This window comes from Rhodopila sp. (assembly GCF_965277165.1).
Lineage (GTDB): Bacteria > Pseudomonadota > Alphaproteobacteria > Acetobacterales > Acetobacteraceae > Rhodopila.
In genome coordinates this window covers 1938162-1951337 of sequence record NZ_CBDICE010000005.1, presented here as the reverse complement: position 1 = coordinate 1951337, position 13176 = coordinate 1938162, and the positions used below count along the sequence as shown (strand labels likewise).

16 protein-coding genes are annotated in these 13176 nt (G+C 65.0%); 5 read left to right on the top strand and 11 right to left on the bottom strand.

What is annotated here, in order from left to right:
• Positions 1 to 18 precede the first annotated feature (18 nt).
• Both ACQY4Y_RS09660 and accD read right to left on the bottom strand, forming a co-directional pair.
• A complete protein-coding gene (locus tag ACQY4Y_RS09660; RefSeq protein WP_428490329.1) occupies positions 19 to 1275 on the bottom strand; it encodes a bifunctional folylpolyglutamate synthase/dihydrofolate synthase in 1257 nt (418 codons plus the stop codon).
• On the bottom strand, positions 1272 to 2138 hold the full coding sequence (gene accD / locus ACQY4Y_RS09655) for an acetyl-CoA carboxylase, carboxyltransferase subunit beta (RefSeq protein WP_428490328.1): 867 nt from the start codon (positions 2136 to 2138) through the stop codon (positions 1272 to 1274). The genes ACQY4Y_RS09660 and accD overlap by 4 nt, the downstream gene beginning before the upstream one ends.
• A gap of 115 nt (positions 2139 to 2253) precedes the next feature.
• Here accD and ACQY4Y_RS09650 point away from each other — a divergent pair, with 115 nt between their 5' ends.
• On the top strand, positions 2254 to 2643 hold the full coding sequence (locus ACQY4Y_RS09650) for a hypothetical protein (protein WP_428490327.1): 390 nt from the start codon (positions 2254 to 2256) through the stop codon (positions 2641 to 2643).
• 48 nt (positions 2644 to 2691) lie between these two features.
• Here the strand turns inward: ACQY4Y_RS09650 and trpA are convergent, their stop codons facing one another.
• The 5 genes from trpA to ACQY4Y_RS09625 form a co-directional block, all read right to left on the bottom strand.
• Positions 2692 to 3513 (bottom strand): tryptophan synthase subunit alpha, encoded by an 822-nt coding sequence (trpA, locus tag ACQY4Y_RS09645; RefSeq protein WP_428490326.1) that lies wholly within the window; start codon positions 3511 to 3513, stop codon positions 2692 to 2694.
• 13 nt (positions 3514 to 3526) lie between these two features.
• A complete protein-coding gene (trpB, locus tag ACQY4Y_RS09640; protein WP_428490770.1) occupies positions 3527 to 4741 on the bottom strand; it encodes a tryptophan synthase subunit beta in 1215 nt (404 codons plus the stop codon).
• 221 nt (positions 4742 to 4962) lie between these two features.
• Positions 4963 to 5160 (bottom strand): hypothetical protein, encoded by a 198-nt coding sequence (locus ACQY4Y_RS09635; protein WP_428490325.1) that lies wholly within the window; start codon positions 5158 to 5160, stop codon positions 4963 to 4965.
• Complete coding sequence (locus ACQY4Y_RS09630) at positions 5157 to 5510, bottom strand: nucleotidyltransferase family protein (protein WP_428490324.1); 354 nt, start codon at positions 5508 to 5510, stop codon at positions 5157 to 5159. Before ACQY4Y_RS09630 ends, ACQY4Y_RS09635 begins: the two co-directional genes overlap by 4 nt.
• Before the next feature lie 216 nt (positions 5511 to 5726).
• Entirely contained in the window at positions 5727 to 6059 is a 333-nt protein-coding gene (locus ACQY4Y_RS09625; RefSeq protein WP_428490323.1) for a helix-turn-helix domain-containing protein, read from the bottom strand.
• 286 nt (positions 6060 to 6345) lie between these two features.
• Between ACQY4Y_RS09625 and ACQY4Y_RS09620 the strand changes: the two genes are divergently transcribed.
• Both ACQY4Y_RS09620 and ACQY4Y_RS09615 read left to right on the top strand, forming a co-directional pair.
• Positions 6346 to 6636, top strand: a complete 291-nt coding sequence (locus ACQY4Y_RS09620) for an AsnC family protein (RefSeq protein ID WP_428490322.1) — start codon at positions 6346 to 6348, stop codon at positions 6634 to 6636.
• 41 nt (positions 6637 to 6677) lie between these two features.
• Positions 6678 to 7160 carry a DUF6362 family protein gene (locus tag ACQY4Y_RS09615; protein WP_428490321.1) on the top strand — a complete coding sequence of 161 codons (483 nt, stop codon included), beginning with the start codon at positions 6678 to 6680 and terminating at the stop codon, positions 7158 to 7160.
• A gap of 85 nt (positions 7161 to 7245) precedes the next feature.
• On the opposite strand, the gene ACQY4Y_RS09610 is transcribed toward ACQY4Y_RS09615, so the two are convergent.
• From ACQY4Y_RS09610 to ACQY4Y_RS09595, 4 genes are all read right to left on the bottom strand, one after another.
• The gene (locus ACQY4Y_RS09610; protein WP_428490320.1) at positions 7246 to 7719 is read right to left on the bottom strand and encodes a cupin domain-containing protein; all 474 of its coding nucleotides are present in this window, start codon (positions 7717 to 7719) and stop codon (positions 7246 to 7248) included.
• 71 nt (positions 7720 to 7790) lie between these two features.
• Positions 7791 to 9131, bottom strand: coding sequence for an acetyl-CoA carboxylase biotin carboxylase subunit (accC, locus tag ACQY4Y_RS09605; RefSeq protein ID WP_428490319.1), 1341 nt, complete (start codon positions 9129 to 9131; stop codon positions 7791 to 7793).
• Between the two features lie 4 nt (positions 9132 to 9135).
• On the bottom strand, positions 9136 to 9579 hold the full coding sequence (locus ACQY4Y_RS09600; RefSeq protein ID WP_428490318.1) for an acetyl-CoA carboxylase biotin carboxyl carrier protein: 444 nt from the start codon (positions 9577 to 9579) through the stop codon (positions 9136 to 9138).
• A 227-nt stretch (positions 9580 to 9806) separates the two neighbouring features.
• Positions 9807 to 10361 carry a hypothetical protein gene (locus ACQY4Y_RS09595; protein ID WP_428490317.1) on the bottom strand — a complete coding sequence of 185 codons (555 nt, stop codon included), beginning with the start codon at positions 10359 to 10361 and terminating at the stop codon, positions 9807 to 9809.
• A 363-nt stretch (positions 10362 to 10724) separates the two neighbouring features.
• On the opposite strand from ACQY4Y_RS09595, the gene speB reads away from it, so the two are divergent.
• Positions 10725 to 11627 (top strand): agmatinase, encoded by a 903-nt coding sequence (gene speB / locus ACQY4Y_RS09590; RefSeq protein ID WP_428490316.1) that lies wholly within the window; start codon positions 10725 to 10727, stop codon positions 11625 to 11627.
• Positions 11628 to 11896: 269 nt separating this feature from the next.
• Positions 11897 to 13159 (top strand): type III PLP-dependent enzyme, encoded by a 1263-nt coding sequence (locus ACQY4Y_RS09585; RefSeq protein WP_428490315.1) that lies wholly within the window; start codon positions 11897 to 11899, stop codon positions 13157 to 13159.
• Positions 13160 to 13176 lie beyond the last annotated feature (17 nt).

Genomic DNA, 13176 nt, shown 5'->3' with positions numbered 1-13176 from the left:
CCCGGCCGGGTCTTCTACCTACTGGTCCAGCTTCAATACCTCGCCGGCCAGATAGAGGCTGCCGCAGATCAGCACGCGGGCCGGGGTTTCGGTTCGCGGCATCGCATGCAGGGCATCCTCGACCCGCGGCCCACGCCGAGCGAGGCCGCCGGAGGCGGCGATGATGGCCTCGACCGGCAGGGCGGCGTGCTGGTCCGGTTCGCGCACCGCCCAGACGGTGTCCGCCGCCGGTATCAGCGGGCGAAGGAATTCGGCGGAGTCTTTCGCCTGTTTCATACCGACGACCAGATGCATCGGCCGATCGGCCCAGCCACGAAGATGTTCGGCCAGCACGGCGCCGGCGCCGGGATTGTGGCCGCCGTCGAGCCAGAGCTCCCAGCCGGATGGCAGCAGCCCCGCGAGACGTCCGTGCAGGCGTTGCAGCCGGGCGGGCCATTCGGCCTGCGCCAAACCCGACGCTTCGTGCGGCACGGCCGCGATACGCAAAGCGGCCAGGGCGATACCGGCGTTGTCCTGCTGAAACAGCCCCGGCAGTGAAGGTATCGGCGCGTCGATGCTGCCGAGTTCATCGGAATAGCGAAGGCTGTTTGCGGCCGGGGCCAGATGCCAGTCTCGGCCGCGCAGTTTTACCGGCACCTGAAGCGCGGCGGCGTGATCAAGCAGCACGCGCCGGACGCCAGGTGGCTGCGCACCGATCGCGACCACGGTTCCCGGTTTCATGATTCCGGCCTTCTCGGCGGCGATGATCTCGACCGAGGGGCCCAGCAGTTCGCGATGGTCGAGCGAGATAGAGGTGATCGCGCAGGCCGCCGGAGGGCCGATCACGTTGGTGGCGTCGCCGCGCCCGCCAAGGCCGACTTCAATCACGCACAGATCGGCCGGCGTGGCGGCGAACAGATCGAAGGCGGTGGCGGTGATGACCTCGAACACGGTGATCGGGGCGGCGTCGTTGATGCGCTCGATGCGCTGCATCGCGGCGAGCAACTGATCGTCCCCGACCAGCGCACCGGCGACGCGGATGCGTTCGTTGAAGCGCATCAGGTGGGGGGATGTGTAGACGTGCACGCGAAGCCCGGCTGCCTCAGCCATCGCCCGAATGAAGGCGCAGGTGCTGCCCTTGCCATTGGTGCCGGCGACATGGATCACCGGGGGCAGGCGCTGTTCCGGATGGTCGAGCCGAACAAGCAGGCCGCGGAGCCGGTCGAGGCTGAGGTCGATCAGCCTGGGATGCAGGCGCTCGAGGCGCGCGGCGATCTGCTCGATTGCGTCGGTCACGCCGCGACCAGCTCCTCCCTTTGGATCAGCAGCCCGATGATCCGGCCGAGCGTCGTGCGCATGTCGGTGCGCTTCACCACCATGTCGATGATGCCATGCTCCACCAGGTATTCCGCGCGCTGGAACCCGTCAGGGAGTTTTTCGCGTACCGTCTGCTCGATCACGCGGGCGCCCGCGAAACCGATTAAGGCGCCCGGTTCGGCGATCTGAATGTCGCCAAGCATGGCGAAGGACGCGGTGACGCCGCCGGTGGTGGGATCGGTCAAGACGACGATGAACGGCAGGCCGGCGTCCTTGACCAGCCGGGTGGCAATGACGGTTCGCGGCATCTGCATTAGGCTGATTGCGCCTTCCTGCATCCGGGCGCCGCCCGAGGCGGTGAACACGATCAACGGTGATTGTTGAAGCACGGCCAGGCGGGCGGCGGCGACGATAGCGTCACCGACCGCGGCGCCCATCGAACCGCCGATGAAGTCGAAGTCCATCACCGCGACGACCGCCTTGCGGCCCTCGATCATGCCGTGGGCGACGGTTATGGCGTCGTCGGTATGGCTCTTTTCGCGGGCTTCCTTCAGCCGATCGGGGTAGCGCTTGGTATCACGGAAGCGCAGCGGATCTGCGAGCGGTTTGGGCAGTTCGATACTGGTGTAGGCGTTCTCGTCAAAAGTCCAGTTCAGCCGTTCGGTGGAGGAAGCGCGCAGGTGGTGGCCGCAGTGCGGACACACCTTCAGATTGGCTGCGAGGTCGCGATGGAAGATCATCTGCTGGCAGGCGGGGCATTGGTGCCACAGGTTGTCGGGCACCGAAGACCGGGTGAACAGCGTACGAATTTTCGGTCGGACGTATTCGGTGAGCCAGTTCATGGCGGCTCGATAGCTCCGGATCGAGGGCTGGGCAAGCCTGCGTCACCGAGCCTTCACATGCGTCGGACGTGGCAGGCCTGCTATCTTAACCAAGCGCCGTTCACGGAGGTGCGTCATGGCTTGGCATCATGGAAACGTCGGCCTGCGGAATCCGGACGGGTCCGGGCGTGGTGAAAAGCGACATGTCGGAGCAAAGGTGTCGAAGCTGTTTCCGGACCGGGCATCGCACGATGGCGCCGAGCACCAGCATATCTGGATCGACGATTTGCGGGCCTTGGACGATGGCGCGGATTACTCAGGCAACGTCTTTGTCGCCATCCGGGTGAACAATGGCGGCATCGGCACCGATATCCCGTTCGAGATCGGCAAGCCGGTCGAACTGCAGGGGTTGTTCATCCCCGCAGATCAGGCCGACCCGGGCCAGGACAACGAGGGTCTTCCGGTGCTGCATTTTACCCATCGGCCGGTCGGGTTCGTTCGATACGAGGGTGAGGCATACGAATAGGACCAACGACGGCGCGACGATATCGCGGCGCTGAGTGGCCTGGATCAATCAGTCGCGGCGCCGGACCGCCGCCGCCAGGGCACGGACCTGATTCAACACCTTTTCCACCGCACCTGGACGCGCCCTGCCGTCAGCGTCGAGATCGGCTGAGAGGGTTTCGATCAGAGCCGATGCCACAACCGCCGCATCCGCGATGCGGGATGCAGTGCCGGCCTGCTCTGGGGAGCGGACGCCAAACCCGATTGCGATAGGCAGATCGGTCACCCGCCTGAGACGCGGGATCGCCGCTTGCAAGTGTTCGGCGGTGGCGCTGCGGGTGCCGGTTATGCCGGTGATGGCGACATAATAAATGAAGCCGGAACTGCCGTTCAATACAAGCGGCAAGCGCCGATCGTCGGTCGTCGGTGCGACGAGCCGGATCAAATCCAGCCCGTTGGCGTTGCTGTGCGGCAGCAACAAATCGGCCTCCTCGGTCGGCAGATCGACAATGATCAACCCATCCACGCCGCTGGCCGCCGCATCGACGCAGAAACGCCGCGGATCATACGACAGGATGGGGTTCAAATATCCCATCAGCACCACCGGGGTCGCCGCATCGGCAAGCCGAAAATCGCGCACCATCGCCAATACGTCGGCCAGCTTTACCCCCGCTGCGAGGGCTCGTTTCCCAGCCGCCTGGACAATCGGACCGTCGGCCATAGGGTCGGTGAACGGCATGCCGATCTCGATCAGGTCGGCGCCCGCTTCCGGCATTCCGCGCAGCAGCGCCATCGAGGTCGCCTGGTCAGGATCCCAGGCTTCCAGGAACGGGATCAGCGCGCCGCGGCCCTGGCGCTTGAGTTCATCGAACCGGGCGGCGATGCGACTCACGGCTGCGCGCTCCTCACAGCTTCACGCCTAGATGGTCCGCGACGGCAAAGATGTCCTTGTCGCCGCGGCCACAGAGATTCATCAGGATGATTTTGTCCGGGTCCAGCGTCGGCGCCAGCTTGATCACGTGAGCCAGCGCGTGTGCCGGTTCCAGCGCGGGGATGATCCCCTCGGTCCGGGTGCAGAGCTGGAATGCGGTGAGCGCTTCCTGATCGGTGGCGGAGACGTACTCGACACGGCCGATGTCATGCAGCCAGGCATGTTCGGGGCCGATGCCCGGGTAGTCGAGACCCGCGCTGATGCTGTGGGCCTCGATGATCTGCCCGTCGTCGTCCTGCAGCAGGTAAGTGCGGTTGCCGTGCAGCACGCCCGGACGCCCGCCGGTCAGGCTCGCGGCGTGCTGGCCGGTTTCGACGCCATGACCGCCGGCCTCGACGCCGATCAGGCGGACCGTCGTATCGTCGAGAAACGGATGAAACAGCCCCATGGCGTTCGAGCCGCCGCCAATGCAGGCCACGGCGGCGTCAGGCAGCCGGCCCTCGGCCTGTTGCAGTTGCGCCTTTGCCTCCTCGCCGATCACCGACTGGAAGTCGCGCACCATCATCGGATAGGGATGCGGCCCGGCGACGGTGCCGATGAGGTAATAGGTGTCCGCGACATTGGCCACCCAATCGCGCATCGCCTCGTTCATGGCGTCCTTCAGGGTGCCGGCCCCGGAGGTAACCGGTTTCACCTCGGCGCCCAGCAGCTTCATGCGGAAGACGTTGGGCGATTGGCGCTCGACGTCGGTGGCGCCCATGTAGACGGTGCAGGGCAGCCCGAACAACGCACACATCGTGGCGGTGGCAACCCCGTGCTGGCCCGCGCCGGTCTCGGCGATGATGCGGGCTTTCCCCATGCGCCGGGCCAACAGGATCTGGCCCATGCAGTTATTGGCCTTGTGACTGCCAGTGTGGTTGAGTTCATCGCGCTTGAAGTAGATCTTTGCGCCACCGAGCTGCCTGGTCAGCCGTTCGGCGTACCAAAGCGGGCTTGGCCGGCCGACATAGTGCTGTAGGTGATGCTTCAGGTCGGCGTCGAAGGCGGGGTCGGCTTTCGCCTGGGTGTAGGCGCGTTCGACCTCCAGGATCAGCGGCATCAGGGTTTCGGCGACGAAGCGGCCGCCGAATTCGCCAAACCGGCCTCTTTCGTTGGGGCCGGTTCGCAGGCTGTTGACGCCGGGTGGGATGTTCAAAGACTTGTCCTTCTTGCGGGCTGCGGCTCCAGAGTGTCCCCAGGCAGCCGGGGAGCGCCTAAGGGGTTGCCAGGTCGCATGACGCGGGCGCGTTCGGCGCGACGCATTATGCTCTCTAGCCGAACACCGCGTCCGGCCCAAGACCGCGTCCGGCCCAAAACCGCGTCCGGCCCAAAACCGCGTCCGGCCCAGGGCGGAGCGCCCGAACAAGGCCGCTAGCGGCGGGTGTCCTTGACGGTTTCGGTCGGCGGTATGGGTGCCGGCGCATTGGCGGGCGGATCGCGGTTTTCGTCGCCTTGCGGGCCGAGATAGGGTGCCGGCAGGGTGCCTTCCGGCAAGGCAGCCGAACCGCCCGGCGGTTCGGGTCGCGGCGGCAGCTTGGTATTTGGAGCGTCGGGTTCTTGCGTGCTCATGGCTGGGAAACGTGCGCCGCGTCATCAGGGTTCCCGCCGCCCCGCCGTTGCAACGCGACTTTGTCACGCTCGATGATCTCGCGAAAGGCCGTCTGTGTCGCTGCCCGGTCCACCACCTCCGCTCGCCTGGAATCGTCGGGGGGAAAGTCGTCGGCCAACCGGGCGCTGATCAGCAGCGGCAGCGGCGTGTCCGTGATGATCGCCGGGTCGAGATCGGAGTAAGGCTTGGCTTTACCCATTGCCCGCGAGCCGAAGGCCCAGACTTCATGGCCGCAGACGTGCCGGGTCAGGATGTCGCGAACGTTCCGCCAGAGGTCCGGACGAATGTCGATCGGCAGTGCCCCGGCCATTGCGCGCTTTCAAGGTCGCGAGCGAAGCTCGGGTGCCATTCACGAACATCAACGGGTCCTGATAGACTTGGCGGGAATTTTCGTGATCGTATGGGCGCTGACAGCCCGCATTCTTCGGTAGCCGAACCACGGCTCAACGTTGGCGATCAGGGCTTTTTCGGCGGCAATCCACTGCTGTCCGCTTGTGGCCGCGGAGACAGTTTGGCTCCGCCGGAATTACTGCCGAGCCAGGCGCCGAGCGGTGCGAAGCAGCATCTGACGATCCTCGGGGTTGCATTCGCGGTACAGCCGCAGCAGCGCCAATTCATCGCCCTGACGAACGTCGCCCATCGCTCGCTTGTCATCGCCGTACATGAGGTATTCGACATTCACCTCCAGCGTGCCGGCGATACGGGAAAGGTTGCCGGTGATCTGACCGGTGCGCCCGGTTTCCCACTGGGCGACGGCGCTGCGCGACACACCGACCTGATCGGCCAGTTCGTCCTGGGTCAGGCCGCGATCGCGCCGCGCGGCGCGGATGCGGGTTCCGATGTCTTGCGGGCTACTCATGGTGGTTAGTCTAACTTACAGCGCCTAACATTACCAGTGAAATCCTGCGGGAATTTTCGGCTTCGGCACGCATGGATGTTTTCCGTCCCTCCGGTTGGAATTCGGCGTTCGATCATCCCAATCGAGGATTTGGTCGCCCCGGTCCATGATTGGAGGCGCGCCGTATCGGCCGACGGATTGTGATGGCCAGGGAATTTTTCCTGAGTTTTTGTTATTTTCGTTGACAGGTTATGTTATTTTCTCTAACTAACGCCATGTTCACTCATTGTTCATGACGGAGCCCCCGATGCCTAGGAAGACAGTCTGGACCGACGGACAGGATGCCCAAATCCGCCGCCTGCGCACCGAGGGTGCAAGCTGGGAGGTCGTGGCCCTGGCACTCGGCCTCGCCCGCCTGGCGGTCATCGAGCGCGCCCGCGAGATCGGCGCCGAACGGCTGCCGGCGAACGCCGTCGCGTTCCTTGACGAGTCGGGGCGCGAGCCGCTGCCGGCCGGACATGGCGATAGCTGGGGCGCGATCAACCGCGGCACCAGCCTGGAGAACGTGCCGTTCCAGACGCCCGGAGACATTCGTTGAGCATTCCGAAGCCGCTTCTCGATAGCCGGAGGGATTCGATCATGACGACACCCCGCACCCCTGGGGCCGCGGCCCCGCAGGCGCCGATCCGCCCGATCATGACCAATGGGTACGAGATCGACGCCGACTACGTGGTGTATCGCCTGGAAGAGGCTGGCGCGACGCTGCTCGCCTTGCCTGGCACCGGATGGACGACCCGGTTGCGCACATCGTCGCTGGAGATCGTGCGGACGGCGCTGGATGCCTACGGTTGGACCGAGGCCCGAGTTCGTCCGTCCGTCCCATCCGCGGAACGGATCACCCGGATGGACGAAGCGATGAGTTGGATCCCGCTGATCCCGGTGGACCGCTACGTGCTTCGGCGCGTGGTCGGCGCCCGTAGCCTGGTCAATCCGGTTACCGACCGCCACCTGTTTCCGTGGCGCCGTCTGGGCAAGGCGCTCGGTGCCGACCACAAGGCCATCCAACGCTGGCACGCGCAAGGGATCGCCCTCATCGTCTCGGCGTTGCGGGCGGCGCAATAGGGTGGAGCTGGCGATCCTGTTCGCCGCGGCGCCGCTCTATGGCGGTGTTGCCGGCGGCGGCCGGTCGGGCAGAGCTCCGACCAGGCTACTCAGGATGCTTATGGATCGGATCGACCCAGTAGACCGCCTCCGGCTTTTCCACCGGCTCGATATCGAGGTTCACCACCACGGCTTCGTTGTCGCTACGCACCAGAACGCATTCCAGCGTCTGTTCCGTCGAGGCGTTGATTTCCTGGTGCGGCACGTAGGGCGGGACGAAGATGAAGTCGCCCGCCTCGGCTTCGGCGACATATTCGAGCTTGGCGCCCCAACGCATCCGGGCCTTGCCGCGCACGACATAGATCACGCTCTCCAGCGCGCCGTGATGATGCGCCCCGGTCTTGGCATTGGCATGGATGTTTACCGTGCCGGCCCAGATTTTCTGCGCACCCACCCGCGCCAGATTAATCGCCGCGGCTCGGTTCATGCCCGGGGTCTGCGCGGTGTTGGTGTCGAGCTGATCGCCCTTGATCACCCGTACACCGTTCAACTTCCAATCCACATCATGGTCGTGCGTCATGATCCTGCTCCACTATGGCGGGCCGACGCCGGCGCGCCACGCGAGGCGCGAACGACATCGACACGCGCCGTTCAGCCGCCCGAGACGAAGTTTTCCAGCCAATGGATCGTATAGTCACCGGCTTGGAATTCGGCATCGTCGACGATCCGTTGGTGCAACGGGATCGTGGTCTTGATGCCAACGACCGCGAATTCGTCGAGCGCGCGACGCATACGGTCGATCGCCCTAGGTCTAGTCGGCGCATGAACGATCAACTTCGCAACCAGACTATCATAGAAGGGAGGCACGAAATAGCCGGCATACAGCGCCGAGTCGACCCGCACACCGAGGCCGCCTGGGGCGTGAAAGGCGGTCACCCGCCCGGGCGTCGGGATGAAGGTCAGCGGATCCTCGGCTGTGATCCGGCACTCGATGGCGTGGCCGTCAAAGTTGATATCGCGCTGCTGATAGCCCAGCAGCGATCCCGCGGCGACGCGAATCTGTTCTCTGACCAGATCGATATCGCAGAGCATCTCGGTGACCGGATGCTCGACCTGCAGCCGGGTGTTCATTTCGATGAACGCGAATTGCCCGTCCTGATAGAGGAATTCCAGTGTTCCGGCGTTGCGATAGCCCAGTTTGCGCAGCGCCGTCGTCGCGGTTTCACCCAGCGCGTCGCGCTGCGCCGAGTCGATCGCCGGCGACCCGGCCTCCTCCAGCAATTTCTGGTGGCGCCGCTGCAGGCTGCAGTCACGCTCACCAAAATGCACCACGTGGCCGTGGTTGTCGGCCATGATCTGCAACTCGATATGCCGCGGCCGGTCGAGGTATTTCTCCATGTAGACGGCATCGCTGCCGAACGCCGCCCGAGCCTCGCCGCGCGCCAGGGTAAAGGCATCCTCCAGGTCCGCCGGGTCGCGTGCGACCTTCATGCCGCGACCGCCACCGCCTGCCGCCGCCTTGATCAGCACCGGATACCCGACGCGCCCGGCAACCGACCGAGCACTGTCCAGATCCGGCAACTCGCCGTCGGAGCCGGGCACCAGAGGCACGCCGACGGCTGCCATTGCGGCTTTCGCAGCGATCTTGTCGCCCATCATGCCAATATGTTCCGCTGCCGGGCCGATAAAGGTCAGCCCATGCGCGTCGACCATGTCGGCGAAGCCGGCATTCTCCGACAGGAAGCCATAGCCCGGATGGATCGCGTCCGCCCCGGTGATGGTCGCCGCGGACAGGATCGAGGGGATATTGAGGTAGCTGTCCTTGGGCGGGGGCGGCCCGATGCAGACGCTTTCGTCGGCCAGGCGGACATGCATAGCCTCGGCGTCGGCAGTCGAATGCACGGCCACGGTGGCGATCCCCAATTCCCGACAGGCACGCTGGATGCGAAGGGCGATCTCGCCGCGATTGGCGATAAGGATTTTCCGAAACAACGGTCTATTCCAGGATGACGAGTGCTTCGCCGTATTCCACCGGAGCACCGCTTTGCACCAGGATGGCAGTCACCGAACCGGCTTTCGGTGCCTTGATTTGATTGAACGTCTTCATTGCCTCGATCAGCAACAGGGTCTGGCCTGCGGTTACCTGCTGACCCACGGCGACGAACGGCGGTGCGCCGGGCTCTGGCGAAAGATAGGCGACCCCCACCATCGGACTGACCACGGCGCCGGGATGGGCGGCGACGTCATCTGCCCCTGCGGCAGAGGCGGCCAAAGCCGGTGATGCGGCGGTGACCGGAACAGCTGTCGTTGTAGTGCCCGCACTGCGGACAACGCGAATTCGCGCGTCTTTGTCGGCGATTTCGATCTCGGTCAGGCCGGTTTCAACCAGCACGGCCGCCAGGGCGCGAATCGCGTCCGGATCGATGGGTATACGGGTCAACGGGCTTCCTCCAGACTCTCGGCCGTCGCCGGCGGGGGCCCTGGCGCTTCGCTGCCAACGGTTTCGCGCCGGAATTGATGCATAGTTTGGGCGCGTAGCATACGTCATGCGCCGGGTCCAATGATGGACGGGGAACGGCGCTCTGCGCTTCAATGTCACCGACGCTGGAAAGTCTCTGCCACCTGGATCCGGCGGCTGGTTCGAGCCGGTTCGGTTGGATGGTTCGCCTATGCGTCGGCGGCAGCGGCCAATCGCAGGGTCAGGGTAGTACCCTCGGCCGGGCGAACATTGACCTCCAACGTTCCGCCGCGCCTGGCGACCCGTGCCGTCAGGCCGCGAACTCTTTCCAGTCGTACCGTCGGGTCGGCGCCCGGCATGTCGTCTGCGATACCGACATCGATTCGGCTGCCATGCGCGGCGGCGGTCAGCAACAGCCGACTGGCGGGGGCAGCATGGATTGCGGCAGCCAACATCTCTTCCAAAAGATCAGTCAGAGGTGCGCCTCGCATCCGCACACGCAACCCTGGCAGCGCGGCGACATCCGCCTGCACGAATTGGTTTGTCATGATCGGCGACAGTCGTTTCAGGGCAACGCGCATAGCGACCCCGACGTCGGCGCGAGCCTCCGGCGCATAAATATTCGCCTCGACGTCATCCCATACAGGATCGATCAAAGGTCGTGGCCGGCCTTGCACCGGGGCAAGTGCCAGATCGGTCCTGCCACGCCAGCTTGCCGCGATGAATACGCCTGATGCAGCAGCCGCCGCGAGGAAATATGCCATTTCAAAATTCAGCACAGCGTCCGACCTTGAATTGATCGACCGAGTCTAGCGGGCAAAGCGCAGGAGAGGATAAACAAGAGGTCGTGTAAATCGACGTATCGCCGTTCTTTATTATTGCCAGTCCGTTTTAGGATACCTGAATTGATCAATAATGGAAACAGTCCAGGATAGCAATTGGTGAATAATAGCGCGCGATCCGGCCAAATTTGTCTTGCCAGAAGTGCAACTGAAACGCCCGCGGGTCAATGTGGGAGACCGAGCGCATCGCTCGTGGCGCCCGGTCTTCGGCCATGTTAGACGGGTTGTATCAAGAACCCCACCATCTTGACCCAGCGTCACGAGCGAGAAAGTTCCCAAACCTCGATGGCCGCCCCCCCCACCTACGCCGTCCCGTCGACTTTCCTGGGAGTGTCCGGCCGTGACCCCTCGGCGGAATACGTGGTTGCCGGTGTCCCGATCGATATTGGCACCACCAACCGCGCCGGGTCGCGCGAAGGCCCCGCGGCGATCCGCCGCGCGAGCCGGATGCTGACCGATGGTGACCATCCGGAACACTGGGTCGACCCGGCCCGCGCATCGCTGGCCGACATCGGCGATTTCGCGCTGGCACTGGGCGACATCCAGGCCAGTTTAGCGATGATCGAGGCCCAGGCCAGCGCGATCGGCCACCTGATCGCGCTGGGCGGCGAGCATGGCATCACCTTGGCCCTATTGCGCGCGCTGACAAAACGGCTTGGGCGGCCTGTCGCCCTGGTGCATTTCGACGCCCACGTCGACACTTGGCCAACCAATTTCGGCCAGACCTACGCCCATGGATCGCCGTTCTATCACGCCATCAACGAGCGCCTGGTTGATCCGCGGCGCATGATCCAGGTCGGTATCCGGTCTCCGGTCGAGAAAGCGGTGATGGATTGGACGCTGGCCCGCGGGGTGACTGTGCTGTCCGCCCAGAATGTGCATGCGTCTACCCCCGCGGCGGTCGCCGCACGGATCGCCGAGGTGATCGGCTCGGAGCCGGCCTATCTAAGCTTCGACATCGACGCGCTCGATCCGGCTTTCGCGCCCGGCACCGGCACGCCCGAGGTTGGCGGCCTTGCGTCATGGCAGGCGCAGGCAGTGCTGCGGCAATTGAAGGCCGTTCGTTTCGTCGGCATGGACGTGGTCGAGGTTGCACCCCCGTTCGACGTCGCTGAAATCACGGCGCTCGCGGCGGCAACGATGGTCTGGGAATATCTGGCGCTTGCGGGATCGGGGGCTATGCGCTGAGGGTCTGCGCGCCGCCTAAAAATGAGCAACGACGTAAACGCGTCCTTTTCGATTGACCCGGCCAACCGTGGGCCGGGGTCGTTTAGGAACACGCCTATGTCCGACAGCGCCGCCGCGATGCGAAGTACCACCAGCATCGTCTGATCCCGAAACCGCGGCGTTTTCGCGCGGTTTCGGCCCAAGTCCCCGTTTCGTTTCGGACGCTCACGCTGCGTCCGTTTGTCCGGATGGGCGGTCAACCCGCCCGTTTGTCCGCGAGGATGACCACGATGTCTGTTGTCGCTCAGCCGTTCGCGGCGCGAACCCGCGCCGCCGTTTCGCCGCTCCGCCGTGTTCTCGTCGACTTTCCGGTGCGCCGGCCCACGGTGGACGAAGTGGTAGCCGCCGATCGTCCCGAGGAGCCGATCCACTGCCTGCGCCCCGATGCAGTCGCGGCAACCGCGAGCGACTTCGTGCAGTCGTTCCCAGGCGACGTGCTGTACGCGGTGAAGTGCAACCCCGACCCGGCGGTGCTGCGTGCGCTGTGGGATGGCGGCGTGCAGCATTTCGATTGTGCATCGCTCCCCGAAATCCGGCTGGTCCGTGCCATGTTGCCCGAGGCTGCGATCCACTTCATGCATCCGATCAAGGCACGCGGCGCAATCCGCGAAGCCTGGGCGCGTCATGCGGTGCGGGATTTTGTCCTCGACAGCGCCGATGAACTGACAAAGATCCTGGCCGAAATCGCCGCCACGGAGGTGCCCGGCGTGCCTGGTCTGATCGTGCGGATCGCGCTGCCGAAGGGCGCGGCGATGCTGGACCTGTCGGGCAAATTCGGCGCCGAGGCCGAGGCCGCCGCGGATCTGCTGCGCGCCGCGCGCGGCAGCGCGAGGGTACTTGGGGTCAGCTTCCATGTCGGGTCGCAGTGTCTCGACCCGCTGGCCTGGCGCGAGGCACTGGCACTGACCGGACGGGTGATCCGCGCGGCCGGCGTCAAGGTCGACATCATCGACGTGGGCGGCGGATTTCCGGTTGCCTATCCGGATCAAGAGCCGCCTCCGCTGGGCGCCTGCTTCGCCGAGATCGAGGCCGGGTTCGAGGCGCTAGGCCTGCCCGACGCTCGCCTTTGGGCGGAGCCGGGACGAGCACTGGTCGCGGCGGGGACCTCGGTCGTCGTGCAGGTGCAGGCGCGGCGAGGCGCGGCGCTATACGTCAACGACGGCGTCTACGGCAGTCTGGCGGACGCCGGCACACTCGGTTTCCGCTACCCGGTGCGACTGATCCGCCCGGACCGGAGCTCGGTCGCGGCAACGACCAGCTTCTCGCTGTTTGGGCCGACCTGCGACAGCGCCGATGTCATGCGTGGCCCGTTCCTGCTGCCGGCGGACACGGCGGAGGGAGACTGGATCGAGATCGGCCAGCTTGGAGCCTACGGCGCCTGCCTGCGCACGGCATTCAACGGATTTGACCGGGCCAGAATCGTGGAAGTCGGTGACAAGCCGATGCGCGATAGGCCAACTTCCTTGCCGGACCCTCTAGAGGTCGCTGCCTGATCGAAAAGGAGACCCAA

Coding starts and splice junctions, on each gene's coding strand:
- ACQY4Y_RS09610 (WP_428490320.1), bottom strand. CDS start 7,719: ATGACGCACGACCATGATGTGGATTGGAAGTTGAACGGTGTACGGGTG.
- ACQY4Y_RS09635 (WP_428490325.1), bottom strand. CDS start 5,160: ATGAGCACGCAAGAACCCGACGCTCCAAATACCAAGCTGCCGCCGCGA.
- ACQY4Y_RS09620 (WP_428490322.1), top strand. CDS start 6,346: ATGCCTAGGAAGACAGTCTGGACCGACGGACAGGATGCCCAAATCCGC.
- ACQY4Y_RS09585 (WP_428490315.1), top strand. CDS start 11,897: ATGTCTGTTGTCGCTCAGCCGTTCGCGGCGCGAACCCGCGCCGCCGTT.
- ACQY4Y_RS09625 (WP_428490323.1), bottom strand. CDS start 6,059: ATGAGTAGCCCGCAAGACATCGGAACCCGCATCCGCGCCGCGCGGCGC.
- ACQY4Y_RS09650 (WP_428490327.1), top strand. CDS start 2,254: ATGGCTTGGCATCATGGAAACGTCGGCCTGCGGAATCCGGACGGGTCC.
- accD (WP_428490328.1), bottom strand. CDS start 2,138: ATGAACTGGCTCACCGAATACGTCCGACCGAAAATTCGTACGCTGTTC.
- ACQY4Y_RS09595 (WP_428490317.1), bottom strand. CDS start 10,361: ATGGCATATTTCCTCGCGGCGGCTGCTGCATCAGGCGTATTCATCGCG.
- ACQY4Y_RS09630 (WP_428490324.1), bottom strand. CDS start 5,510: ATGGCCGGGGCACTGCCGATCGACATTCGTCCGGACCTCTGGCGGAAC.
- speB (WP_428490316.1), top strand. CDS start 10,725: ATGGCCGCCCCCCCCACCTACGCCGTCCCGTCGACTTTCCTGGGAGTG.
- ACQY4Y_RS09615 (WP_428490321.1), top strand. CDS start 6,678: ATGACGACACCCCGCACCCCTGGGGCCGCGGCCCCGCAGGCGCCGATC.